We start from the raw sequence: 24,838 nt of genomic DNA, 5'->3' as shown, positions 1-24,838 counted from the left end.
GCGGGACGGACATCCGCTCCGCGAGACGGCTGGCGCACTCGTGCCACCCGCCCGGCTCACCGGCGTCGCTGAGCAGGACCAGGGACCGTTCGTAGTCCATACGAATCGCGCGCCGGTGGGGACCGGCACAGGATCGAGTCACGATCGCTGCGGATCACCGCGACCGAGGCTCGCTGTTTCCCTCCCCCTAAGGAGATGTGCCCAGGATGACCACCACGTCTGTCCCCGCTTCATCACCGCTGACGCTGCAGGGGGCGCAGCGCGTCTCCCAGTCCGTGTTCGACGGCTCCAGGCTCCGGGTCGTCCTGCTGGTGGACGTCCACGACGGTGCCCAGCGGCAGTTCCTGGAGGCGTACGAGCAACTCTGCAACCAGGTCGCGTCCGTGCCCGGGCATGTCAGCGACCAGCTGTGCCAGTCGATCGAGAACCCCTCCCAGTGGCTCATCACCAGCGAGTGGGAGAGCGCGCCCCCCTTCCTCACCTGGGTGAACAGCGAAGAGCACGTGCGGATGGTGGAGCCGCTGCACAGCTGTGTCCGGGACACCAGGTCGCTTCGCTTCCATGTCGTCCGCGAGACCGGCGGCCCGGCGGCGGACGCCGCGGCCGGCGAACGCAGTCTCCAGGCGTCACCGCGGATCGGTGACGGCCTGATCCGCCACGCGCTCACGTTCACGGTCAAGCCGGGCAAGGAAGCGAAGGTCGCCAAGATCCTCTCCGACTACGCCTCCCCCCAGCCGAAGGTCGACGACACCACCCGGCTGTGCCGGACCTCCCTGTTCATGCACGGCAACCGGGTGGTGCGGGCCATCGAGGTGCGGGGCGACCTGCTCGCGGCCCTGCGCCACGTCGCCCGGCAGCCCGAGGTGCGGGCCGTCGAGGAGGCCATCAACCCGTATCTGGAGCAGGACCGGGACCTCGACGATCCCGAGTCCGCGCGGGTCTTCTTCACCCGGGCGGCGCTGCCCGCCGTCCACCATGTGACGGCGGACCAGGAGGACCCGGCGGCGGAACGGCACGCGTTGCACTACCCCGCCCGGCCCGGCTGCGGCATGCGGCTGGCCGAAGTACTCGCGCAGCAGGACGAGGCGGCCGCGGGCAATCCGCGCAGCCCGGTCCTGCGCAGCACGATCTTCCAGCGCGACGACGTCGTGGTACGGCTGGTCGACGTGCGCGGCGGACTCGACGCCGGCGACCCCGAGCTGCTCCTCGGCCTCCCTGACCCCGAACTGGTCGCCGGGCTGACCACGTTTCTGGACGGCGCCACCGGTTCGGCCGCCTCCGCGCCGAACGACGGTGACCTGAAGCGCTTCGTCAAGCTCGCCCGCATGGAACTCGTCACCGACCGCCGTTCACCCGACGCCTGACCCCGCCCGGCCCGCGCATCGCGGCGGCCACGGCCCCCTGTCGACACAGCACACGATCGGAGCAACGTCGTGACCAAACCCCGTCCCAGAATCGTGGATCTCCGCGAGGTGGAGCCCAACACCCGGCGTGGCGGCGACCTGCGCGCCATGCTCACTCCCAACACGGTCGGCTCCACCAGCGGTTTCATGGGCGTGGCCATCGTGCAGCCCGGCGACCGCATCGCCGAGCACTACCACCCGTACTCCGAGGAGTTCATCTACGTCGTCTGCGGCCGGATGGAGGTCGACCTGGACGGCGAGCCCCACCCGCTGCAGCCCGAGCAGGGGCTCATGATCCCCGCCCACATGCGCCACCGCTTCCGCAACGTCGGCAACGTGGAGGCCCGTATCGTCTTCCACCTCGGTCCGCTTGCTCCGACCCCGCCGCTCGGCCACGTCGACACCGAGGAGACCGACGCCGTCCCGGTCGCGGTGGAGGAAATGGGCGCGGGCGCCGGTCCGGCGGCCGGACGACGTCAGGTCCGGTCATGACCAGGCGGGTGGCGGTCACCGGCATAGGCGTCGTCGCCCCGGGCGGCATCGGCGTACCGGCGTTCTGGGATCTGCTGTCCCAGGGGCGCACCGCGACGCGCGGCATCACCTTCTTCGACCCGAGCGGTCTGCGTTCGCGGATCGCCGCCGAGTGCGACTTCGACCCGGCGGCCTCCGGTCTGGACGCGGAACAGATCGCCCGGTGCGACCGGTACATCCAGTTCGCCCTGGTCGCCGGGGAGGAAGCGGTGCGGGACTCCGGCCTCGACCTCGGCCGGGAGGACCCGTGGCGGGTCGGGGTGTCCCTGGGCACCGCGGTCGGCGGCACCACCCGGCTGGAGAACGACTACGTCCTGGTGAGCAGCGGCGGACAGCGCTGGGACGTGGACCACCGAGAGGCCCGACCGCACCTGCACCGCGCGTTCTCGCCCAGCACCCTCGCCTCGACGGTGGCGGAACGGTTCGAGGCGCGCGGGCCGGTGCAGACCGTCTCCACGGGCTGCACCTCGGGCCTCGACGCGGTCGGGTACGCCTTCCACACGATCGAGGAGGGCAGGGCCGACGTGTGCATAGCCGGTGCCTCGGACTCGCCCATCTCACCGATCACCATGGCCTGCTTCGACGCGATCAAGGCCACGTCCCCGAACAACGACGACCCCGCTCACGCCTCGCGCCCGTTCGACGCCGACCGCAACGGGTTCGTCATGGGCGAGGGCGGCGCCGTACTGGTCCTGGAGGAGCTCGAACACGCCCGGGCCCGCGGCGCGCACGTGTACTGCGAGCTCAACGGCTACGCGACCTTCGGCAACGCCTACCACATGACCGGTCTGACCAGCGAGGGTCTCGAGATGGCCCGGGCCATCGAGGACGCCCTCGACCACGCCCGGCTCGACGGCACGGCGATCGACTACGTCAACGCGCACGGGTCGGGCACCCAGCAGAACGACCGTCACGAGACCGCGGCGGTGAAGCGGGCCCTGGGACAGCACGCCTACGACACGCCCATGAGCTCCATCAAGTCCATGGTCGGGCACTCCCTCGGCGCGATCGGTGCGATCGAGGTCGTCGCCTGTGTGCTGGCCCTGGCCCACCAGGTGGTACCGCCCACCGCGAACTACGAGACACCGGACCCCGAGTGCGATCTGGACTACGTCCCGCGCGTCGCTCGCGAGCGGAGACTGAACGGCGTGCTCTCCGTGGGCAGCGGGTTCGGCGGCTTCCAGTCCGCGGTGGTCCTGACCCGGCCGAGGGAGAGGACACCATGAGCGAACCGCATCCACGGCGCGCCGCCGTCACCGGAATCGGTGTGGTCGCGCCCAACGGAACCAGCACCGAGTCCTTCTGGAAGTCCACCCAGGAAGGCATCAGCGTCCTCGACCGGGTCACTCGCGAGGGCTGCGAGCACCTGCCGCTGCGGGTGGCGGGCGAGGTCCGGGACTTCGAGCCGTCGGCGGCGGTCGAGGAACGCCTGCTCGTCCAGACCGACCGGTTCACGCACTTCGGGATGGCCGCGGCCGACCTCGCGCTGGAAGACGCCCGCATCGGCCAGGCCGACACCAGCGAGGCACCGTTCTCCGTGGGCGTGATCACCGCGGCCGGTTCCGGCGGCGGCGAGTTCGGTCAGCGGGAACTGCAGCAACTGTGGGGAAAGGGACCGCGCTTCGTCGGCCCGTACCAGTCCATCGCCTGGTTCTACGCCGCCAGCACCGGCCAGATCTCCATCCGCCGCGGTTTCAAGGGCCCCTGCGGTGTGGTCGCCTCCGACGAGGCCGGCGGCCTGGACGCCATCGCGCACGCGGCGCGGGCCGTGCGGCGTGGCACCGACGTGATCATGGCCGGCGCGACCGAGGCGCCGCTCGCCCCCTACTCGGTGGTCTGCCAACTGGGCTACGAGGAGCTCAGTACCGCCGACGACCCGACGCGCGCCTACCGCCCGTTCACCGACGGAGCGTGCGGATTCGTACCCGCCGAGGGCGGCGCCATGCTGGTCGTGGAGGCGGAGACCGCGGCCCGGGAACGGGGCGCGCGGGTGCGGGCCACCATCGCCGGTCACGCGGCGACGTTCACCGGCTCCTCCCGTTGGGAGCAGTCCCGCGAAGGGCTCGCCCAGGCCATCCGCGGTGCCCTGGACGAGGCCGGCTGCGCTCCCGAGGAGATCGACGTGGTCTTCGCGGACGCGCTCGGCGTACCGGACGCGGACCGTGCCGAGGCGCTGGCGATCGCCGACGCCCTCGGCGCGCACGGCAGGCGGGTGCCGGTCACCGCGCCGAAGACCGGCATCGGCCGCGGCTATTGCGCGGCACCCGTGCTGGACGCCGCGGCGGCGGTGCTCGCGATGGAGCACGGCCTGATCCCCCCTACCCCCAACGTCTTCGACATCTGTCATGACCTCGACCTCGTGACCGTTCGAGCCCGTGTCGCCGAGCCGCGCACGGCGCTGGTCCTGAGCCGGGGCCTCATGGGGTCGAACTCGGCGTTGGTGCTGCGGCACGGCGCGGCCGACGCCTCGTGGTGAGGCGACCCGAAGCGACAAAGGAGAAGAACCGCATGAGTGAACACATCACCGTGGAAGAGCTGTCCGAGCTCATGAAGAAGTGCGCCGGGGTCACCGTCCCCCCGCAGGAGCTCCAGCAGCAGTACGAGGCCGGCTTCGACACCCTCGGCGTCGACTCACTGGGTCTGCTCGGCATCGTGGGCGAGCTGGAGAACCGGTACGGCACGCCGATGCCCCAGGACGCGGAGCGCTGCAAGACGCCCCGGCAGTTCCTCGACCAGGTCAACGGTGCCCTGATGACGGCGGGAGCGTGACATGGCCGGACACACGCAGAACGAGATCACCATCGCCGCGCCCCTGGACCTGGTCTGGGACATGACCAACGACCTGGCGAACTGGCCCCAGTTGTTCAGCGAGTACGCCTCCGTCGAGATCCTGTCCCGGGAGGGGAAGCGGACCACCTTCCGGCTGACCATGCACCCGGACGAGAACGGCACCGTGTGGAGCTGGGTCTCGGAGCGGGAGCCGGACCGCGAGAAGCTCAGCGTCCAGGCCCGCCGGGTCGAGACGGGACCGTTCGACCACATGAAGATCCATTGGCGGTACGAGGAGGTACCCGCCGGCACACGGATGGTGTGGACGCAGGACTTCGCGATGAAGCCGGAGGCGCCGGTCGACGACGACTGGATGACCGACAACATCAACCGGAACTCCAAGGTCCAGCTGGCCCTGATCCGGGACAAGATCGAGAAGGCGGCCGCCGGGCACGAGCCCGCGTCGGTCCTGGCCGACTGAGCGAAGAGGACGAATCCGATGCACCAGGCTCTGATCGTCGCTCGGATGGCTCCGGGCTCGGCTCCCGACATCGCCAAGGTGTTCGAGGAGTCGGACCGGGGAGAGCTGCCGCACCTCGTCGGTGTCGTCCGGCGCAGCCTCTTCCAGTTCGGCGACGTGTACATGCACCTGATCGAGTCCGAGCGCGAGCCCGGTCCGGCCATCGCCAAGATCACGGGGCATCCCGAGTTCCGTGATGTGAGCGAGCGCCTGTCGGCGTACGTCAGCGCGTACGACCCCGAGACCTGGCGGTCCCCGAAGGACGCCATGGCGCAGCGCTTCTACCTCTGGGAGCGTGACCCGGCCGGCTGACCATACCCACCACGAACGACCGCCGGGCCCGCGACGCTGCGGGCCCGGCGGCCGTCGGTCTGTGGGGAGAGCGGGTCACCCGGGGACGTGGCAGTCGAACGCGTGCAGGTAGGGGTTGACCGGCCGGATGTCGTCGATGACCAGGCCCGCCTCGGTCAGTCGGCCGACCATGCTCTCCGTGGTGTGCTTCGCCCCTCCGACGTTGAGGAGCAGCAGCAGGTCCATGGCGGTGCTGAACCGCATGGAGGGCGTGTCGTCCACGAGGTTCTCGATGACCACGACCCGCGAGCCGGGGCCGCCCGCCTCGATGACGTTTCGCAGTGTCCGCGCGGTGCTCTCGGCGTCCCACTCCAGGACGTTCTTGATGACGTAGACGTCGGCCTTGACCGGGACGAGCACGCGGACGTCGCCGGGCACGATGCGGGCGCGGTGCGCGAGGTCGCCCTCACGCAGCCGTGGCAGGGCGTTGTCGATCACGCGCGGCAGATCGAGCAAACTGCCGTGCATCGAGGGGTACTTGTCCAGCAGGCTTGCCAGCACGTGCCCCTGGCCGCCGCCGATGTCCGCGACCGACGAGCTCCCCGACAGGTCGAGGTGAGCCGCGACGTCCCGCGCCGACTGCTCGCTGGAGGTCGTCATGGCACGGTTGAAGACCGTGGCCGACTCGGGGGCGTCCTCGTTGAGATAGGTGAAGAACTCCTTGCCGTACAGGTCCTCGACGACGTTGTGGTCGGTGCGCACCGCCTCGTCCAGCTTCGGCCACGCGTCCCAGGTCCACGGCTCGGTGCACCACAGGGTGATGTTGCGAAGGCTGTGCGGGTCGTCCTCGCGCAGCAGCCGGGACATGTCGGTGTGTGCGAACGTCCCGTCCGGCCGTTCGGCGAAGACGCCGTAGCAGGACAGGGCCCGCAACAGCCGCTGCAGCGGCCGGGGTTCGGTCTTCACCGCGGCCGCCAGGTCCGCCACGCTCATGGGGCTGTCACCGAGGGCGTCGGCGATCCCCAGCCGGGCGGACGCGCGCAGGGCGGCGGCACAGGCCGCCCCGAACACGAGTTCCCTCAGGCGCATGGACGGCGGTGGGGCAGTCTGAGCGGTCGTCATGTGCCGCCCTCCTTCTTTCTCGGGTCCACGGGTGGTGAGGTTCGGCCGGTCAGCACAGACCCACGGGCTGGGACGCCTTGCAGGAGTTGCCTTCGAAGGTGTTGTCCTTGCCGGGATCCGTGTTCACGATGTCCGCCGGGGAGTTGCCCTCCAGCTTGTTGTCGCTGATCCGGTTCCGCTCGCTGGTGGTGCCGACGAAGCTCTTGAACAGCACGATGCCGCCGGAGAGCGGGGAGGTGCCGACGTTCTCCGTGATCACGTTCCGTGTCACCAGGCTGTCCTCGGCGCCGGTCAGGACGATGCCCGAGCCCTGCAGAGCGTCCAGCCGCGCGGTCTTCGGACAGGACTTGTTGTTGCGCGCGATGAGGTTGTCGCTCACGGTCACGAAGCCGGCCCTGGGCTTGTTCTCGTCCCCGACGACGAACACCGCCGCGCAGTTGCCGGTGATGTCGTTGTGCGCGACGGTGAGGTTGCGCAGGCGCCGGACGGTGACGCCGATCCGGTTGCCCTCCAACCGGTTGCGTTCGACCACCGTGCCCTGGGTGTCCGCCGCGCCCTCCTCCGCCTTGATCGCGTTGGCGAGGAACAGACCCGCGTCGCCGTTGTCGCGGGCGGTGTTCTTCCGGAACACACCGCGGACCGACTGCTCCTGGGCGATGCCCCACACCCCGTTCTTCACCGCCGTCACGTTCCGCACGGTCAGCCCGTCCGTCGCCATGGCGAACACTCCGGTGCCGGCGAAGCCGGACACGGTCAGCGAGGCGACGGTGACGCCCTCGACGTTGCGGTCCTTCGTGCCGATCACACAGATGCCGTTGCCGTTCTCGGCGCAGGCGTTGGCTGTCTTGTCCGTGCCCGGTTCGATCACCGTCTTCCGGCCCTTGCCTCGCAGGGTCAGCCCGGGCGTGGTCACCTTGACGCTCTCGTGGTAGGTGCCGGGCATCACGAGGACGGTGTCACCGGATCGGGCGGTGTCCACCGCTTTCTGGATCGACTCCCCGGCGGTGACGACGTGGGTCGCATGAGCGGGGACCGGCGGAGCGGCCCCGAGCCCCGTCCCGACGACCGCTACAGCGCATGCCAAATACGAAATGCGGCTTTTATTCATATTCCGGACAGTAAGCCAGCGGGGTCCGCGGACGGCCCGGATGGGCCATCCGGCGGCGTGTCATGCGCGGGGTCGGCGATGGTCCGACGTCCTCCTACGTTGCGACGGTCCGGATCCCGAGGGCAAGAAACACCACCGCTGCGATCTTGGCCGCCGTGCGCTTGAAACGGAGTTTCCGCAGGACGCGTGAGGCACGCCGGATGAGGACGGTCCAGGCGAGGAGCCAGAGCGTCGTCAGCAGCGCGTGGGCGGTGGCCAGGATGAGGATCTGGCCGTCGAAGGATTGATCGGCGTCGATGAACTGGGGAACGAGGGTCAAGTAGATGGAGGCCGCCTTCGGGTTGAGGAGGTTGGCGAGCAAGGCTTGGGTGTAGACGGAGTCCGACCGCACCGGCAGATACCGGCGGGCGGGAGCGCGGGCCGGCGCCATGGCGGATCGCCATGTCCATAGGCCCAGGCCGATGAGGTAGGCCGCGCCGATGACCTTGACGGCCGTGAAGGCCTGGCTGGAATGCATGACCAGGGCCGAGAGGCCGGCTAGGGCGAAGGTGGCGTGGATGTACAGGCCGGTGACTGTGCCGAGGATGACGGGAAGAGCCTGGCGGCGGCCATGGTCGGTGACGTACTGGACCAAGAGGGCCAGGCTGGCTCCGGGGGTGGCAACCAGAGGAAGGACCGCCGCCAGGAACCCGAGGATGGCGTAGGGGTGGACCACGATGTCTCCGGGGCGAGCGGGTGGGGTCAGAGCACGACGCGGTAGTGGGTGGTCAGGCGCCGGTCGTCGCCCAGGACATGGAAGGCGAGGCCGGGCGGCTGGTCGCGGTCTGCGGGGCGGTCGCCCTCCCAGGGCATGCGCAGGGTCCATGTGACGGCCGGCCCGACGATCAAGGGGCGGCCGGCGAAGGTCGAGGCGGCTGCGGTGTGGGCGTGTCCGGTCAGGACGGCGACAACCTGCGGGTGTGCGTCCAGCAGGGCGGCCAGTTGCCCGGGCTGTTCGAGCATTCCCGAGTCGGGCAGCGGGTGATGGAGCTCGACCGGCGGCTGATGGAAGGCGATCAGCGCCGGGGTTTCCCGCCGCAGTCCGGTGAGCTGGGTGTCGATCCAGGCGAGCGTCCGGGCGTCGAGGCGCCCCTCGTCGCGGCCGGGGATGGTGGAGTCGCACATCAGGATGGCGGTTCCGGCGATGTGGTGGAGCCGGTTCACGGGGCCCTGGTCGGGTGCCTCTTTGAGGAGGGCCTTGCGATAGGCGGGACGCGCGTCGTGGTTGCCGGGGCAGGTGAGCACCGGGAAGGAGGCCGTCAGAATACGGGCCGCTTCCTCGTATTCGGCTTCCTCACCGTGATCGGCGATGTCCCCGGTGACCAGGACCGCGTCGACCGGGTGCGGCAGGGCCCGCAGGTAGTCCATGACGCGGCCGGCGCGCCGGGTGGCCCTCTCACTGCCATCCAGGTGCAGGTCACTGATCTGGGCAAGCAGCACCGTCATTCTCTGTCCCCTCCCATGGCGGCTCCGGCCGCCGGTTCACACCGAGGCGGGACTGTCACCCCCACCTCAGCCTCTAACGGAAGTTCAGATTTTTCCGTTAGAGACTCTAGGCTGTGCGTGGACATGTGATCAAGTGGTTGACGAACAGGCAGGGAAGGAGACGCTGATGGAGCGCTGGCTGGCACTGGAACTGGCGAGCACTGTCCGCCACGACGGGGACGGTGGCGTCACCGACGATCTCACCACGGCACACGGGGCGACCCGCTGGATCCAGGCGCAGGCCGACCTGCTCGCCGGCCATGTACCGGCTGGGGAAATGGCAGCGGACGAGGACCTCAGGATCGAGCTCGTCGAACTGCGGCGGGCAGTCCGGGCACTGTTCGCCCGAGCGGTCAGTCCCGCTCCCCCCAGCTCGGCGGACGCCCGTCAACTGATGCCGATCGACGAGGCGTTGGCCCACCTCAACACGGTTGCCGCCCGTGAAACGGTCGTCCCGCAGATGGACTGGCCGCCGGACGAGGCCCCCACAGCCCGTCTGCTGTCGGCGGAGAACGATCCAAGGGTTCGGCTTGTGGCGGCTCTTTCCCGCGCCACCATCGACTTCCTGAGCGGCCCTCAGCGCACGCGACTGCGAGCCTGCTCCGCGCCCCGCTGCGTGCGTTACTTCGTCAAGAGCCATGGGCGGCAGGAATGGTGCAAACCGTCGTGCGGAAACCGTGCCCGAGCAGCTCGCCACTACCGGCGTCAACGCGTAGCCACCGATGGCGGTTCCACCTCGTCCTGAACGTCACCTGCCCTGATGCCCGAGCCGTTGATCATTTGGCTTGGGGGTAGCCGCGAAGGACTCGGCTGAGTGGGGCGGGAGACTGGGGGCGTGAGCCCGAACTGTTCCGGTGTGATGCAGAGGCGGTGGGCGAGGACGGTGTGCTCGATGTCCGCTCGCGGGTTCCAACGGCCGCCCATCGGCCGCATCAGCACACCGCCCGAGTCGAAGAGGACGGTGCGGAGAACGTCGGGCGAGGCAGGTCGAGTGGTCATCCGCCCGGTCTGCTGAGCGAACGCCCCCGCGGGTCGCCCCTCCTGACCGGACACCGGGTCGGCCGGACCGGACACCGCGCCTGGCACTGGTCGCGGCGACGGGAAAGGCCGGCGCGACGCCGTTGGCGCCCAGCCGGCCCTTCCGGTGCTGTGACTTTCTCAGAATGCCGAGCTGCCCGCTCGACGGGACCGCGACGGATTTCGGCGAGCCCCGCAGGACCTCGACGGAAACGGTCAGTCCGTGCCGAACTCCATCGCGGCCCGGTCCAGCAGCACATCGTCCTCGGAGACCTCGCCGCGGGAGGCGATGGCCTCGGCGCCACCCTCCGGCATCTCCGGCATGCTGCCGATCAGTCCGGTCGCGGCGGCCTGGGCGGCGCCGATGGCGGGGCTGCCGGTGCCGATCAGGCCGAGCCCGACGTACTGCTCCAGCTTGGCGCGCGAGTCGGCGATGTCGAGGTTGCGCATGGTGAGCTGGCCGATGCGGTCCACCGGGCCGAACGCCGAGTCCTCGGTGCGCTCCATGGACAGCTTGTCCGGGTGGTAGCTGAACGCCGGGCCCGTGGTGTCGAGGATCGAGTAGTCCTCACCGCGCCGCAGCCGCAGTGTCACCTCGCCGGTGACGGCCGCGCCGACCCAGCGCTGCAGCGACTCGCGCACCATCAGCGCCTGCGGGTCCAGCCAGCGGCCCTCGTACATCAACCGGCCGAGGCGCCGGCCCTCGTTGTAGTACTGGGCGATGGTGTCCTCGTTGTGGATCGCGTTGACCAGGCGCTCGTAGGCCGCGTGCAGCAAGGCCATGCCGGGCGCCTCGTAGATGCCGCGGCTCTTGGCCTCGATGATCCGGTTCTCGATCTGGTCCGACATGCCCATGCCGTGACGGCCGCCGATGGCGTTGGCCTCCATCACCAGATCGACGGGGGAAGGGAAGTCCTTGCCGTTGATCGTCACCGGGCGGCCCTGGTCGAAGCCGATCGTCACGTCCTCGGTGGCGATCTCGACCTCGGGGTCCCAGAACCGGACGCCCATGATCGGCTCCACGGTCTCCACGCCCGTGTCGAGGTGCTCCAGGGTCTTGGCCTCGTGGGTGGCGCCCCAGATGTTGGCGTCGGTGGAGTACGCCTTCTCCGTGCTGTCGCGGTAGGGCAGGTCGTGGGCGACGAGCCACTCCGACATTTCCTTGCGGCCGCCGAGCTCGGTGACGAAGTCCGCGTCCAGCCAGGGCTTGTAGATCCGCAGGTGCGGGTTGGCGAGCAGGCCGTACCGGTAGAACCGCTCGATGTCGTTGCCCTTGAAGGTCGAGCCGTCGCCCCAGATCTGGACGTTGTCCTCGAGCATCGCGCGGACCAGGAGGGTGCCGGTGACGGCGCGGCCGAGCGGCGTGGTGTTGAAGTACGCACGCCCGCCCGAGCGGATGTGGAACGCACCGCAGGTGAGCGCCGCCAGGCCCTCCTCGACCAGCGCCGCGCGGCAGTCGACCAGGCGCGCGATCTCGGCGCCGTAGGTCTTCGCACGGCCGGGCACCGAGGCGATGTCGGGCTCGTCGTACTGGCCGATGTCGGCGGTGTAGGTGCACGGGACGGCACCCTTGTCGCGCATCCACGCGACCGCGACGGAGGTGTCGAGGCCGCCGGAGAAGGCGATGCCGACGCGCTCGCCGGCGGGAAGGGAGGTGAGGACCTTGGACATAGGAAGAGTATGCATGATCTCGCATGATCATGCAAAGCCCCGAGCTCCACCCTTCCCGTCGCGACCCCCTCACGGTCCCTTGACGACCCCTTTGCGATCAGTCACAATCCTGTCCATGAATGTGACCGGTCACACGAAACGTCCGGCGAGTATCAGGGATGTCGCCACCGCCGCCGGGGTCTCGTACCAGACCGTGTCCCGGGTGATCAACGACCATCCCAGCGTCAAGCCGTCCACCCGGGAGCGGGTGCTCTCGGCCATCGACGAGCTGGGCTTCCGTCGCAACGCCACCGCACTGGCCCTGGCCAGCGGACGCAGCAGGGCGGTGAACGTGCTGACCGCCAACACCACCCACTACGGCAACGCCTCGATCCTCCAGGGCATCGAGGAGGCCGCCCGTGCCGCCTCCTACACGGTCGGGATCGGCGTTCTCGAATCGGCGGACGAGGCGGCTGTGAACGCCGAGGTGCGGCGGGCGGCGGACACGGGCGGCGGTCTGATCGTGGTCGCCTACGATCCGGCCGGTGTACGGGCCCTGGGTGCCGTGCCCGCCGGACTGCCCGTCGTCGGTGTGGTCGAGACCCCCGCGAGTCCGCCCGGCGGTGACCGTCCCTGGGTGTGGGCCGACGACCGGGAGGCCGCCCATGAGGCGACCCGTCATCTGCTCTCCCTGGGCCACGAGACCGTGCACTACGTCGCCATCCCGTCCAGTACAAGGCGCACCAGTGCCCGCACCACCGGCTGGCGCCAGGCACTGCGGGAGGCCGGAGCACCGGAACCGCCTCCCGTGCAGGGCAGTTGGGGTCCGGCCGGCGGCCACGCGGCAGGCCTGCGGCTGGCGAAGGACCCGGCCGTCACCGCGATCCTGTGCGGCAACGACGACCTCGCGCTCGGGGTGCTGCGGGCCCTGCACGAGTCCGGCCGGTCCGTCCCGGGCGAGGTCAGCGTGGCCGGGTTCGACGACGCCCCGCACTCCGCCTATCTGACCCCGTCGCTGACGACCGTACGCCTGGACTTCACCGGCCTCGGGAGGGCCGCGTTCGCCCTGCTGCACGGGGTGTTGGAGGCGTCCGCGCAGATCGCCCCGCACCCCGTCTCCGTGCCGGAGCTGGTGGTCCGGGAGAGCTCGGGGCCGCCGCCCGCGGATCGCTGAACACCCCGTACGCGCACCGCTGTTCCCAGTCCCGCTTCCTGGCCCTGCGGCAGGAGGAGCCCGCAGCAGGTCGCCCAGGTGATCCAGGACCAGTTCGGACAGCGGTCGGCATCTCGTCCTCGCGTACGTCGTGGTGACGAGCCTGCCCATGGTCGTCGTGTTCCTCGTCGGCCGGCGAAGGATCGTGCCCGAATCACCAGTGGAGCCGTCAAGTGACCGGAGGTCCGACAGCGTGATCATCCCCACCCGCACGACCCTCAGCACGAGAGCGCCTGCCAGGTCCCGTACGAGAACCGCCCTCCTCACCGCCGTCCTGGGAGCAGCCGCCATGGCGAGTACCCTTCCCGCCGCCGGACCCGCGGCGGCCGTCGCCGAACCCGCCGCGGCCGTCGCCGAACCGCAGCGCCTCACCGTCGACCTCGCCGCCTCCGAGGGCCCGGTGATGCGGGGCGCCAACGGGGCGCTGTACGGACTCAGCGACGACGGGGTGCCCAGCGACGCGGCCCTGGCCCCGCTGAAGATAACCAGCGTCTCGCAGAAGCCGGAGGGCGGCGCCCAGCACCCCAACGGTGACGCGCTGTCCGTCTCCACGTCGTTCTTCCGCAACGGCGGCGGCGAGATCAACGTCATGATGCAGGACATCTACGCCAAGTGGCCCTACGAGGACCTCGGCATCGACGACTACCTCCCCAAGATCGCCAAGGAGGTGGCGGCCGACCCGAACAGCGACCGTTTCGTCTACATCCCGTTCAACGAGCCGGACCAGATCTGGTATCAGCTCGGCGTCTCCGACCAGGCGCGGTACGAGGTCAACCGCGACCGGTTCTTCAAGGACTGGAAGACGGTGTACCAGCGCATCCGGGCGATCGATCCGGACGCGAGGATCGCCGGCCCGAACGAAGCCGGTTACCACACACGCCTGTTGACCGACTTCCTCGCCTTCGCGAAGCGCGAGAACGTGCTGCCCCAGGTGATGACCTGGCACGAGCTGGGCTCCGGTTCGCTGCGGGACTTCCAGGGCCACTACGACAACTACCGTTCGATCGAGCGGGATCTGGGCATCGCACCCCTCAAGATCAACATCGATGAGTACGCCAACCGCCGCGACCTGTCCGTGCCGGGGCAACTCGTGCAGTGGGTCTCGATGTTCGAGCGGAACAAGGTGTACGCCAACCAGGCCTACTGGGACGCCGCCGGCAACATGGACGGCAACGTGGTGCGGTCGAACATCCCCAACGGCGGCTGGTGGTTCTTCCGCTGGTACGCGGGGCTGACGGGCGACACCGTCAAGGTGACCCCGCCGCAGGCGAACACCATCGACACCCTCCAGGGCCTCGCCTCCCTGGACACCTCGCGCCGTCAGGCCCAGGTCCTGCTCGGCGGCTCCGCCCAGGACTCCGACGTCGTGGTCCGGGGCGTCTCACGGTCCGTCTTCGGCCGCACGGTCACCGCGACGGTCGCCGAGGCCGCCTGGTCCGGCTACGAGGGGCAGCACGCGACACCGCGCGTCCTCGCGCGGACGAAGGTCAAGGTGGCGGCCGACGGTTCGGTGACCGTCCCGCTGCGCGGCACGCACAAGATGTCCGCGTACCGGATCGTCCTCACCCCGGGCGGCTCCGGGTCCCCCTCCGCCGCCTCCGTCCCCTGGTCCGCGTCGTACGAGGCGGAGGACGCGGCCATCACCGGCGGGCAGGTCTACACCCAGGGCACGGTCAGCAACGCCAACGGCTACGCGGCGTCCGGGACGAAGGACGTCGGCTCGCTGAACCAGGCCTCCAGCAAGGTCGACTTCTCCGTGAGCGTGCCGAAGGCCGGGACGTACGACCTGGCGGTCCTCTACGGCAACCAGTCCGGCGCCCCCGCCACCCAGAAGCTGTCGATCGACGGCGCGGCCCCGGTCGCGGTCACGTACCCCTCCACGGAGAACTGGACCTACCGCGCGAAGAAGGACCTGACGGTCCGCCTCACGGCCGGCGCCCATGTGCTGTCGCTGGCCAAGGGCGACGCCGAAGTCACCCTCGACCGCGTCGACCTGACCGCGCGCACCGGCGCTCCGTCCGCCTCGTACGAGGCCACCCTGGCGGACATCGACGGGAAGCCGTCGTACGACTACTCCTCGTCGGCCGGGGTGGGCACGGGCGCCCTCGTCCTGCGCACCGGGGACAAGGCGGTCTTCGACGTGTACGCCCCGCGTGACGGCTACTACACGGTGGTGTCGCGGGCCTCTGCGGCGGTGCGGCTCACTCTGCACGGCGAGCGGGTCACAGCGGCGCCCGGCCGGCCCCTGCGGCTGTATCTGGTCGCGGGCAACAACCGCGTCGCGGCGACCGCCGGGTACGCCTCCGTGCGTTCCCTCGACGTCTCGGGCGACGGCTCGGCCTCCGGCACGCTCTCCTACGAGGGCGCCTCGGCCACGCTGGCGGGCGGCGCGCGGCTCGTCGACTCCCCGCACGCCTCCGCCGGGTCGTACATCGGACAGCTCGGCAACAGCGCCGACAGCACCGCCGAGTTCACGGTGCGTGCGCCTGAGTCCGGCCGCTATCTGCTGGTCGTCCACTACGCGCACAACGACCGGCGCGACAACGGCCACGCCTACAACACGGACATCATGTCCCGTACGGCGGACGTCACGGTGGGAAGCGCCGCGCCGAGGAAGGTCACCTTCAAGAACACCTGGAGCGTGAACGACTACTGGACCCTGGGCATCCCCGTCGACCTGCGGAAGGGCGCCAACAGTGTGACGTTCGGCAACGCGAGTGGGTGGGCGCCGAACATCGACCGGATCGAACTGGGCCGGGTCGTCGGCCGACCGTAGCCCCGTCACGAACCGGCCCCTCACTCAGCGGTCGGCGGGTGCGAGCCCGCCGGCCGCTGGGACGCGAGGGGGCAGTGGCCCGCCGTGCGGCGAAGGACGCTCACCGTCTTGACGTGTTCATTACTGTCGTCAAGCATGCCTTGAACCCGATTGATTCTGGTCGGTTATGTGAATCCCCGTGCTGTGGAAGGGAGTTCCGTGTTCAACCGACATCGCATCGCCCAGGCGTTGGCGCCCACCATCCCCCTGGTGCTCGGCGCGGGTCTCGTCACCGCCCCGGCCGCCGTCGCGGACGCGCCGACGACGAGCGCGGTCACGGTGCGGATCGACCCGTCCTACCGGCAGCAGGAGTTCGAGGGATGGGGGACGAGCCTCGTCTGGTTCGCCAACGCCACGGGCGGCTACCCGGAGCCCATCCGAAGACAGCTGGTCGACATGCTGTTCGGCGAGGACGGGCTCCGCCTCAACATCGCCCGCTACAACATCGGCGGCGGCAACGCCCCCGACGTGCGCAAGGACTACATGAAGGCCGGCGCGACCATGGAGGGCTTCTGGAAAGCCCCCGAGGGGACCACCCGGCAGGACACCAACTGGTGGGATCCGGACAACCCGGACCACTGGAACTGGGATGCCGACGCGGGCCAGCGCTGGTGGGTCGACCAGATCAAGAAGAAGGTCACCCGCTGGGAGGCATTCAGCAACTCGCCGCCCTGGTTCCAGACGGTGAGCGGTTACGTCTCAGGCGGCTTCGACGCCGGCACGGATCAGATCCGCGCGGACCGCGTCGACGACTTCGCCACCTACCTGGTGCGCGCGAGTGAGCATCTGGAGCAGGCCCACCACATCAGGTTCGACACGATCGACCCGCTCAACGAGCCCAACACCTCCTACTGGGGCACCCAGTTGGGAGCGGACGGTCAGCCCACGGGCGGACGCCAGGAAGGCGCGCACGCCGGACCCGAGCTCCAGCAGAAGGTGGTCCTCGCTCTCGACGACGCGCTCGCCGAGGCGAAGACCGGCGGCAAGGTCTCCGCGATGGACGAGACCAACCCCGGCATCTTCACCCAGAACTGGAACGCCTACGGCGCGTCGGCGCGAGCCGCCGTCGACCAGCTGAACGTGCACACGTACGGCACGGGGATGCGCACCAGCGCCCGGGACATCGCCAAGGGCGCGGACAAGAAGCTGTGGATGAGCGAGGTCGAGGGCACCTGGGGCACGGGCACCGACTTCACCGGGATGGACCCCGGACTCGGGATCGCCGGCCGGATGGTCGACGACATGCGTGAACTGGAGCCCTCCGCCTGGGTGTTCTGGCAGCCTGTCGAGGACGCCGTCCCGCAGGCGGCGGCCGGCAAGAACTGGGGCAGCATCCACGTCCCGTTCAACTGCACGGCCGAGGACACCCTGGAGAGCTGCCCGATCCGGGCCAACTCGAAGTTCCACACCATCCGCAACTTCACCCATTACATCCGCCCCGGCGATCACTTCGTGAAGGCCGACGACCCGTCCAGCGTCGCGGCGGTGCGGAAGTCCGGCCGTGCGGCGACCGTGGTGCACGTGAACAGCGGTACGTCCGCGCGTTCCGTGACCCTCGACCTCTCGCGCTTCGGCGAGGTCGCGCCGGGGGCCACCGTCACACCCGTGGTGACGAGCGACGGCGGCGCCCTCGTACGCGGCACACCGGTCCGGGTCACCGACCGTTCGGCCACGCTCGCCGTCCCCGCGAGGTCGGTCACCACCTTCCTGGTCGACGGAGTCAGCGGCGTGGCGAAGGACGCCGCGCTCGTCCGGTCCGGCCACGCCTACCGACTGCAAGGGGCGCAGAGCGGGAAGTCGTTGGCTCCGTCGGACGACGGCAGTGGTGTCGTCATCCGCGCGACCGACGCCGGCAGTGCCGAACAGCTGTGGTTGGTCCGGCAGTTGACGCCGGGCACCGACAACCGCGAGCGCTACGCCCTGACCAGCGCCACCAGCGGCAGGCGCCTCACGGTGCGCGACAACCAGGCCGTCCTGGAGGACCCGGGCGGCACCCGGGCCGGCGAGGCGGCGCAGTGGATCATGTCGACGACCGGTGACGGCAGTTGGACCTTCGTCAACGTCGCCACCGGCCGTCTACTCGACGTCACCGGGCAGTCCTCGACGGACGGCGCCAGGGTGTCCACGTACACCCCGACCTCGGCGGCGAACCAGCGCTGGAGCGTGACCGACGAGACGGTGCTGCGTACCGAACCGGCCGACGCGTTCACCGTGCCCGGCCTGGCGCCGAAGATCCCGGGGACGGTGACGCCGGTGTACCGGGACGGCGCCCGCGGCTCGCTGCCCGTGGTGTGGAACCCGCCGCCGGACCGGACGTGGCGCGAGCCCGGAACGGTACGGGTGACGGGCCGGGCCACCGATCCGCTCGGACGGACGATCCGCGCGACGGCGGTGGTCACCGTGGACACGATCGCCTCGACCCTCCCCGGCCGCGCCAAGACGTACACGGGCGGCAGACCGGAGTTGCCGGCCACGGTCGTCGGTGTCGGCCGGCACGGCGGCCGGACCGATCTTCCGGTGACCTGGGATCCCGCGCCGGCCGGGGCGTTCGACACGCGAGGTGTCGTGACGCTGCGCGGCGTGGCACGGGTCGTCGACGGCGGCACCGTCGACGCGACCGTGCGTGTGCAGGTCACGACACCGGCGGAGACCAACATCGCGCCGGACGACGATGTCTCGGTCGCGGCCACGTTCACCGAGAGCGGCTACTCCGCCGAGGGCCTGCGCAACGGGAACCTGTCCGAGAAGGCCTGGTCCAACTGGAAGCCGGGCACCACCAAGAACCCGTCCGACACCGTCACCTTCGCGCTGCCGAAGGTCCGCGACCTCACCCGGGTCGTCGCGCACTTCCACCGGGACGGGAACACCGCGTCCTTCCCCGGGAGCCTGAAAGCGCAGGTGCGCGGCGCCGACGGGGCGTGGGGCGACGCGAGCGGCGACATCGAGGTGGGGACCGAGGGCTCGCCGGTGGTCGACGTTCCGGTGACGGCGGGACCGTCGGACGGGGTGCGCGTGGTCATGACCGCCCGCCTGGGCGGCTACATCACCATGAGCGAGATCGAGGTGTACGCCAGAACGCCCGGGGTCTCCGCGGACGCCGCCGCCGCGTCCGTCGAGGTGGCGGGGGTCCCGGTCGCGTCGTTCGATCCCGACACGCACGACTACCGTGTCATCACCGCCGATCCAAGCCGGGCCGTGGTCACGGCGGTCGCCCGCGACCCCTACGCGACCGTCTCGGTCAGGACTACCCGGGAGCCCCGTCGGACCCTGGCCGTCATCTCCGTGACCAGTGAGGACGGGGCGAGGACAGGGACGTACCGGATCGACATCGCACGAGGCTGAGAACGGCGCGGGACGGGGAGCGGTTGCCGCCGCTCCCCGGGCCCCGGCCTGGCCCCGACCCGTCCGCAACCTGGCGGCAACCCGGCGCCGAACGGCGGCCGTTGGGGGTCCGGAAGCCCAGCTTGTTCGGCTGGTCGAACTTCGTTCGAAACTCTTGACGTTGCACCACGCCCCGATTGACACTCTCGCAACACGACGTCACACAGCCGAAACGACCCGGTGCCCCACAACCGAGGCTCCCGTTGCCGGCCCGCTCCCCCTTGCCTTCCGTCCGTCCTCCGTCAGCCATGCCTCAGCAGGGAACCCCACATGACGTACACCGCACGTCCGCGCAGCCGCGCGAGACGCTGGGCGGGCCGGCTCGCCGGTCTGACCACCGCGTCGCTGTTCCTGGGCCTCACCGCGCCCGCCGCCCCCGCACAGGCGGCCGTACCGGCGCAGGCGGCGCAGACCGCGGACATCACCGACGGGCTGGCCCTCTGGTACAAACTCGACGCGGCCTCCGGCAACACCGTCGCCGACGCCTCCGGCAACGGCCGCGACGGCACGGTGAACGGCACCGCGGGCTGGTCCGGCACCGGCCAGGGGCTCGCCTTCAACGGGTCGGACACCTACGTCAAGGTGCCTGACGACGTCATGAAGGGCATGGACGCGATCACCGTCTCGACCGACGTGCTGATCGACTCCGCGCAGACCACGCCGTACTTCGTCTACGGCTTCGGCAACTCCAGCGGCAGCAACGGAAACGGCTACCTGTTCACCACGGGCAACGGCCTGCGGACCTCCCTGGCGACCGGCAACTGGTCGACGGAACAGACCACCAAGCCCGCCGACGGGCACAACCTGACCCGCGCGGTGTGGAAGCACCTCACGTACACCCAGAGCGGCGGTACGGGTGTGCTGTACGAGGACGGTGTCGAGGTCGGCCGCAACGCATCGGTCACCATCACCCCCGGTGCCATCGGTTCCGGCACCACCACCGCCAACTACCTTGGCAAGTCCGTGTACTCGGGCGACAAACTCCTCAAGGGCCGGCTCCGCGACTTCCGGGTGTACGACCGGGCGCTCGCCGACTCCGAGGTCGCGCAACTCGCCCTCCCCGTCGCCACCCAGGGCGTGGCCGACGACAAGGGCGCGCTGGGCATCGGCGACACCAGCGCCGTGACGGCCGACCTGGACCTGCCGAAAACCGGCACCGCCGGCGGTTCCACGATCAGTTGGGCGAGCGACCACCCGGACGTCGTCTCCGCCACCGGCGCCGTCACCCGCCCCGCCGCCGGCGAACCGGACGGCCACGCCACGCTCACGGCGACCCTCAGGAAGGGCACCGTGAGCGACACCAGGACCTTCGACATCACGGTCCTGCCCGCCTTCGACGACGAGACGGCCACGCGACAGGCCGCCGAGGCACTCGCCGTCCACAACCTCGACGACGTCCGCGGCAACCTGACCCTCCCGGCGACCGGCTCCTACGGCACCGACGTCACCTGGTCCTCCGCGAAGCCGGACGTCGTCTCCGCCGGCGGCGTGGTCCACCGCCCCGCAAACGGCGAGGGCGCCACCGCCGTCGAGCTGACCGCCACCGTCACCAAGGGCGAGGCGAGAGCTACCCGCGTCCTGACCGCCACGGTCCCGGAACTCCCCGTCAAGGCAGCCCTCAAGGGCTATATGTTCAGCTACTTCACCGGCGAGGGCACCTCGGACGGCGAGCAGCTCTACTCCGCCCTCAGCAAGGGCAACGACCCGCTGAAATGGCGGGAGTTGAACGACGGCAAGCCGGTCCTGACCTCCACCCTGGGCGAGAAGGGCCTGCGCGACCCGTTCATCATCCGCTCCCCCGAGGGCGACAAGTTCTACCAGATAGCCACCGACCTCAGGATCTACGGCAACGGCGACTGGGACGCCTCCCAGCGCACCGGCAGCAAGTCCATCATGGTCTGGGAGTCCACCGACCTCGTCCACTGGACGAACCAGCGGCTGGTCAAGGTCTCGCCCGACAGCGCGGGCAACACCTGGGCGCCGGAGGCGTTCTACGACGCGAAGCTCGGCGAGTACGTCGTCTTCTGGGCGTCGAAGCTGTACGACAACGCCGCGCACTCCGGCGACACGTACAACCGCATGATGTACGCGACCACCCGCGACTTCTACACCTTCAGCGAGCCCAAGGTCTGGGTCGACCGCGGTTACTCGGTCATCGACTCGACCATGATCCAGCACGACGGGACGTACTACCGGCTGTCGAAGGACGAGCGCGACAACAGCTCCTCCACCCCGAACAGCAAGTTCATCTTCGAGGAGAAGAGCGACTCGATCCTGAACCCGTCCTGGGACGCGGTCGCCGAGGGCATCGGCAAGGGCGCGATGAACGCCGCCGAGGGCCCGCTGGTGTTCAAGTCCAACACCGAGGAGAAGTGGTACGCCTTCCTGGACGAGTTCGGCGGCCGCGGCTACCTGCCGTTCGAGACGACGGACCTCGACTCCGGCGCGTGGACCCCGTCCACCGGCTACGGCCTGCCGGCCAAACCCCGTCACGGCACCGTCCTCCCGGTCACCCAGGCCGAGTACGACCGGCTGCTGCGCGCCTACCAGCCCGACCAGTTGGTGGAGAGCCTCGAGAGTGTGAAGGTGAGGACCAGGACCGGTCAGGCCCCGGTCCTGCCGGCCACCGTGATCGCCGCGTACGCCGACGGCGTCAAGCGTCCCGTCGCCGTCACCTGGGAGGACGTCCCGGAGTCGAAGTACGCGCAGGCCGGTACGTTCACCGTGACCGGCAGCCTGCCGGACAGCGCCGCGATACCGGTCCAGGCCGAGGTGACCGTGTCGGAGGAAGGCGCCGACGTCCCGGCCGACCTGCTCCTGCACTACGACTTCGACGAGACGGGCGGCGACATCGCCCGCGACGCCAGCGGCCACGGCAACCACGGCACCTACGTCCGTACGCCCGACTTCGGGACCGGCGTGCACGGCGGCTCGTTCAAGATGTCCGGCGGGACCTCTTCCCCTTATGTGAAGATCCCGAACGGCGTGCTGAAGAACGCCGACAGCGTGACCGTGTCGACGTACGCCAAATGGAAGGGCGGCAGCAGCTTCCAGTGGCTGTTCGGGCTCGGGCCGGACAGCGACAAGTATCTCTTCGCCACCCCCTCCAACGGCGGCTCCAGCCTGTACTCGGCGATCACGAAGGCGAGTTGGTCGGCGGAGTCGAAACTGACGGCCGGCTCGCAGCTCACGCCCGGCGAGTGGCGGCACGTCACGGTGACCCTCGACGGCCCCACCGGCACGATGGTCCTCTACGTCGACGGCATCGAGGCGGCCCGGGCGACCGGCGTCACCACCAAGCCGTCCGAGCTGTACGACGCCACCAAGGACTACAGCGGCTACATCGGCCGGTCCCTGTACTCGGCCGACCCGTACTTCGGCGGCGAGGTCGACGACTTCCGCGTCTACGACCGGGCCCTGTCGGCCGCGGACGTCATGGAGCTCAGCGGCAACACCACCGGCATCGCCAGGGCGACGCACCCGGCGCTGAAGGTCGACGCGCTCATCGACAACGCGGGCAGCGGGATCACGCTGCCGCTGAAGGAGGGCACCGATCTCACCGCCCTCGCACCGGAGTTCACCCTGGCGAACGGCGCGGCGATCAGCCCCGCCTCCGGCAGCGTCCACGACTTCACGAAGCCGGTGACGTACCAGGTGACCGGCTCCGACGGGCAGAAACGCACCTGGACGGTAGCCGCGCTCATCATGAAGAGCCCGGTCCTGCCGGGGCTCAACGCCGACCCGAACATCGTCCGCTTCGGCGACACCTTCTACCTGTATCCGACCACCGACGGCTTCGAGGGCTGGAGCGGCACGCAGTTCAAGGCGTACTCCTCCACCGACCTGGTCCACTGGAAGGACCACGGCGTCATCCTCGACCTCGGGCCGGACGTCTCCTGGGCGGACAGCAGGGCCTGGGCGCCGACGATCGCCGAGAAGGACGGGAAGTACTACTTCTACTTCTGCGCCGACGCGAACATCGGTGTCGCGGTCTCCGACTCGCCGACCGGACCGTTCAAGGACGCCCTGGGCAAGCCGCTGCTCAAGGCAGGCCAGTACAGCGGCCAGATGATCGACCCGGCCGTATTCACCGACGACGACGGACAGTCGTACCTCTACTGGGGCAACGGCCACGCCTACGTGGCTCCGCTCGGCGACGACATGACCTCCCTCGACACCTCGAAGGTCGAGGACATCACCCCCAGCGGCTACAACGAGGGCACCTTCGTCGTCGAACGCAAGGGCACCTACTACTTCATGTGGTCGGAGAACGACACCCGGGACGAGAACTACCGCGTCGCCTACGCCACCGGCCCCTCCCCCACCGGCCCCTGGACCAAGCGCGGCGTGATCCTGGAGAAGGACCTCTCCCTCGGCATCAAGGGCCCCGGCCACCACTCGGTCGTCCAGGTGCCGAACACCGACGACTGGTACATCGCCTACCACCGCTTCGCCGTCCCCGGAGGCGACGGCACCCACCGCGAAACGACCGTCGACAAGCTGGAGTTCGACTCCGACGGCCTGATCAAGAAGGTCGCGCCGACGCTGACGAGCATCGACCCGGTGACCATCGTGCACGCCGGCGACGCCGTCAGCGGGACGGAAGGCGACGCGATCGCGCTGAACGGCACCATCTCCGGTGCGGGCAGCCCGAGTTGGACCGTCGAGGACGGAGCGCCCTGCACCGTCGCCGACCCCGGCGCGGCGAAGAGCACGATCACCTGCACCGACAACGGCACCTACACGGTCACCCTGACCGGCGGCCGCAGCCGCGACACGGCGACCGTCAAGGTAGCCAACGCGGCACCGGTCATCACCTCCGCCAAGGGACCGCAGTCCGCCGCATCGGTCGGCCAACGCACGCTCGTCACAGCCGAGTTCACCGACCCGGGCGCGAACGACACCCACACCTGCACAGTCGACTGGAAGGACGGCGGCGACCCGCGGCCCGGCACGGTCACCGCCACCGGCTGCCGGGCCGAGCACACCTACGCCAAGGCGGGCATCCGTCGCCCGGTGATCACCGTCACCGACGACGACGGGGCCTCGGACAGCAGGACCCTGCCCGAGTTGATCGCCTACGACCGCGCCGCCGGGCCCGCGCTCGGTGTCGGCGTCCTCACCTCCCCGGCCGGCGCCTACCCCGCGAAGCCGGACCTGGCCGGCCAGGCCGCCTTCTCCTTCGCCGCGGCCTACACGAGAGGAGCCGTCGCCCCGCTCGGAAAGGTGACCTTCGACTTCGGTCGGGCCCGGCTGAAGTTCCGCTCCACCGGCTCCGACTGGCTCGTGGTCACCGGCTCCCAGGCCGTATACCAGGGCTCCGGAACGGTCGACGGCGCCGGAGGCTACGGCTTCCGCATCATCGCGACCGACGGCCCGGACAGCTTCCGTATCAAGATCTGGCGGAAGGCCACCGGTGATGTGGTCTACGACAACGTCACCGCCACCAAGATCGTGGGTGTCATCACCATCGGCACCCACTGACCGCACGAAC

General features: G+C 69.9%; 17 protein-coding genes. 12 read left to right on the top strand and 5 right to left on the bottom strand.

The window, feature by feature from the left end:
* The first annotated feature begins 206 nt into the window (after nucleotides 1-206).
* From AB0H86_RS40560 to AB0H86_RS40530, 7 genes are all read left to right on the top strand, one after another.
* Nucleotides 207-1,364 carry a SchA/CurD-like domain-containing protein gene (locus AB0H86_RS40560; protein WP_362450622.1) on the top strand — a complete coding sequence of 386 codons (1,158 nt, stop codon included), beginning with the start codon at nucleotides 207-209 and terminating at the stop codon, nucleotides 1,362-1,364.
* Nucleotides 1,365-1,433: 69 nt separating this feature from the next.
* Nucleotides 1,434-1,895, top strand: a complete 462-nt coding sequence (locus AB0H86_RS40555; protein ID WP_362450620.1) for a cupin domain-containing protein — start codon at nucleotides 1,434-1,436, stop codon at nucleotides 1,893-1,895.
* Nucleotides 1,892-3,160: a beta-ketoacyl-[acyl-carrier-protein] synthase family protein gene (locus AB0H86_RS40550; protein ID WP_362450618.1), complete on the top strand. Its 1,269-nt coding sequence runs from the start codon at nucleotides 1,892-1,894 to the stop codon at nucleotides 3,158-3,160. Before AB0H86_RS40555 ends, AB0H86_RS40550 begins: the two co-directional genes overlap by 4 nt.
* On the top strand, nucleotides 3,157-4,410 hold the full coding sequence (locus AB0H86_RS40545; RefSeq protein ID WP_362450617.1) for a ketosynthase chain-length factor: 1,254 nt from the start codon (nucleotides 3,157-3,159) through the stop codon (nucleotides 4,408-4,410). Before AB0H86_RS40550 ends, AB0H86_RS40545 begins: the two co-directional genes overlap by 4 nt.
* A 32-nt stretch (nucleotides 4,411-4,442) precedes the next feature.
* On the top strand, nucleotides 4,443-4,703 hold the full coding sequence (locus AB0H86_RS40540) for an acyl carrier protein (RefSeq protein ID WP_362450614.1): 261 nt from the start codon (nucleotides 4,443-4,445) through the stop codon (nucleotides 4,701-4,703).
* A 1-nt stretch (nucleotide 4,704) separates the two neighbouring features.
* Nucleotides 4,705-5,184: an SRPBCC family protein gene (locus tag AB0H86_RS40535; RefSeq protein WP_362450612.1), complete on the top strand. Its 480-nt coding sequence runs from the start codon at nucleotides 4,705-4,707 to the stop codon at nucleotides 5,182-5,184.
* 18 nt (nucleotides 5,185-5,202) lie between these two features.
* Nucleotides 5,203-5,535 (top strand): TcmI family type II polyketide cyclase, encoded by a 333-nt coding sequence (locus AB0H86_RS40530; protein ID WP_362450609.1) that lies wholly within the window; start codon nucleotides 5,203-5,205, stop codon nucleotides 5,533-5,535.
* A gap of 75 nt (nucleotides 5,536-5,610) precedes the next feature.
* On the opposite strand, the gene AB0H86_RS40525 is transcribed toward AB0H86_RS40530, so the two are convergent.
* The 4 genes from AB0H86_RS40525 to AB0H86_RS40510 form a co-directional block, all read right to left on the bottom strand.
* The gene (locus AB0H86_RS40525) at nucleotides 5,611-6,636 is read right to left on the bottom strand and encodes a methyltransferase (RefSeq protein WP_362450607.1); all 1,026 of its coding nucleotides are present in this window, start codon (nucleotides 6,634-6,636) and stop codon (nucleotides 5,611-5,613) included.
* A gap of 49 nt (nucleotides 6,637-6,685) precedes the next feature.
* A complete protein-coding gene (locus AB0H86_RS40520) occupies nucleotides 6,686-7,744 on the bottom strand; it encodes a right-handed parallel beta-helix repeat-containing protein (RefSeq protein WP_362450605.1) in 1,059 nt (352 codons plus the stop codon).
* 94 nt (nucleotides 7,745-7,838) lie between these two features.
* On the bottom strand, nucleotides 7,839-8,459 hold the full coding sequence (locus AB0H86_RS40515) for a LysE family translocator (RefSeq protein ID WP_362450603.1): 621 nt from the start codon (nucleotides 8,457-8,459) through the stop codon (nucleotides 7,839-7,841).
* A gap of 26 nt (nucleotides 8,460-8,485) precedes the next feature.
* Nucleotides 8,486-9,229, bottom strand: coding sequence for a metallophosphoesterase (locus tag AB0H86_RS40510; protein ID WP_362450600.1), 744 nt, complete (start codon nucleotides 9,227-9,229; stop codon nucleotides 8,486-8,488).
* Nucleotides 9,230-9,395: 166 nt separating this feature from the next.
* Here AB0H86_RS40510 and AB0H86_RS40505 point away from each other — a divergent pair, with 166 nt between their 5' ends.
* Nucleotides 9,396-10,013: a CGNR zinc finger domain-containing protein gene (locus AB0H86_RS40505; protein WP_362450597.1), complete on the top strand. Its 618-nt coding sequence runs from the start codon at nucleotides 9,396-9,398 to the stop codon at nucleotides 10,011-10,013.
* A 488-nt stretch (nucleotides 10,014-10,501) separates the two neighbouring features.
* Here AB0H86_RS40505 and argG read toward each other — a convergent pair whose 3' ends face one another.
* Nucleotides 10,502-11,956 (bottom strand): argininosuccinate synthase, encoded by a 1,455-nt coding sequence (gene argG, locus AB0H86_RS40500; protein WP_362450636.1) that lies wholly within the window; start codon nucleotides 11,954-11,956, stop codon nucleotides 10,502-10,504.
* A gap of 115 nt (nucleotides 11,957-12,071) precedes the next feature.
* Here argG and AB0H86_RS40495 point away from each other — a divergent pair, with 115 nt between their 5' ends.
* The 4 genes from AB0H86_RS40495 to AB0H86_RS40480 all read left to right on the top strand — a co-directional run bounded on the left by AB0H86_RS40495 (nucleotide 12,072) and on the right by AB0H86_RS40480 (nucleotide 24,828).
* Nucleotides 12,072-13,109, top strand: coding sequence for a LacI family DNA-binding transcriptional regulator (locus AB0H86_RS40495; protein ID WP_362450595.1), 1,038 nt, complete (start codon nucleotides 12,072-12,074; stop codon nucleotides 13,107-13,109).
* 328 nt (nucleotides 13,110-13,437) lie between these two features.
* Nucleotides 13,438-15,924, top strand: a complete 2,487-nt coding sequence (locus AB0H86_RS40490; RefSeq protein WP_362450593.1) for a CBM35 domain-containing protein — start codon at nucleotides 13,438-13,440, stop codon at nucleotides 15,922-15,924.
* Nucleotides 15,925-16,122: 198 nt separating this feature from the next.
* On the top strand, nucleotides 16,123-19,305 hold the full coding sequence (locus AB0H86_RS40485) for a glycoside hydrolase (protein WP_362450591.1): 3,183 nt from the start codon (nucleotides 16,123-16,125) through the stop codon (nucleotides 19,303-19,305).
* Between the two features lie 309 nt (nucleotides 19,306-19,614).
* A complete protein-coding gene (locus tag AB0H86_RS40480) occupies nucleotides 19,615-24,828 on the top strand; it encodes a family 43 glycosylhydrolase (protein ID WP_362450588.1) in 5,214 nt (1,737 codons plus the stop codon).
* Nucleotides 24,829-24,838: the final 10 nt, after the last annotated feature.

Source organism: Streptomyces sp. NPDC050997 (assembly GCF_040660135.1).
Taxonomy (GTDB): domain Bacteria; phylum Actinomycetota; class Actinomycetes; order Streptomycetales; family Streptomycetaceae; genus Streptomyces.
Note: the sequence above shows the minus strand (reverse complement) of the source record. Positions and strands in the feature narration are given on the sequence as shown.

Excerpts from the sequence above, each read along its gene's own strand:
- AB0H86_RS40560 (WP_362450622.1), top strand. The coding sequence starts at position 207 with ATGACCACCACGTCTGTCCCCGCTTCATCACCGCTGACGCTGCAGGGG.
- AB0H86_RS40550 (WP_362450618.1), top strand. The coding sequence starts at position 1,892 with ATGACCAGGCGGGTGGCGGTCACCGGCATAGGCGTCGTCGCCCCGGGC.
- AB0H86_RS40545 (WP_362450617.1), top strand. The coding sequence starts at position 3,157 with ATGAGCGAACCGCATCCACGGCGCGCCGCCGTCACCGGAATCGGTGTG.
- AB0H86_RS40540 (WP_362450614.1), top strand. The coding sequence starts at position 4,443 with ATGAGTGAACACATCACCGTGGAAGAGCTGTCCGAGCTCATGAAGAAG.
- AB0H86_RS40535 (WP_362450612.1), top strand. The coding sequence starts at position 4,705 with ATGGCCGGACACACGCAGAACGAGATCACCATCGCCGCGCCCCTGGAC.
- AB0H86_RS40530 (WP_362450609.1), top strand. The coding sequence starts at position 5,203 with ATGCACCAGGCTCTGATCGTCGCTCGGATGGCTCCGGGCTCGGCTCCC.
- AB0H86_RS40525 (WP_362450607.1), bottom strand. The coding sequence starts at position 6,636 with ATGACGACCGCTCAGACTGCCCCACCGCCGTCCATGCGCCTGAGGGAA.
- AB0H86_RS40520 (WP_362450605.1), bottom strand. The coding sequence starts at position 7,744 with ATGAATAAAAGCCGCATTTCGTATTTGGCATGCGCTGTAGCGGTCGTC.
- AB0H86_RS40510 (WP_362450600.1), bottom strand. The coding sequence starts at position 9,229 with ATGACGGTGCTGCTTGCCCAGATCAGTGACCTGCACCTGGATGGCAGT.
- AB0H86_RS40505 (WP_362450597.1), top strand. The coding sequence starts at position 9,396 with ATGGAGCGCTGGCTGGCACTGGAACTGGCGAGCACTGTCCGCCACGAC.
- argG (WP_362450636.1), bottom strand. The coding sequence starts at position 11,956 with ATGTCCAAGGTCCTCACCTCCCTTCCCGCCGGCGAGCGCGTCGGCATC.
- AB0H86_RS40495 (WP_362450595.1), top strand. The coding sequence starts at position 12,072 with ATGAATGTGACCGGTCACACGAAACGTCCGGCGAGTATCAGGGATGTC.
- AB0H86_RS40490 (WP_362450593.1), top strand. The coding sequence starts at position 13,438 with ATGGCGAGTACCCTTCCCGCCGCCGGACCCGCGGCGGCCGTCGCCGAA.
- AB0H86_RS40480 (WP_362450588.1), top strand. The coding sequence starts at position 19,615 with ATGACGTACACCGCACGTCCGCGCAGCCGCGCGAGACGCTGGGCGGGC.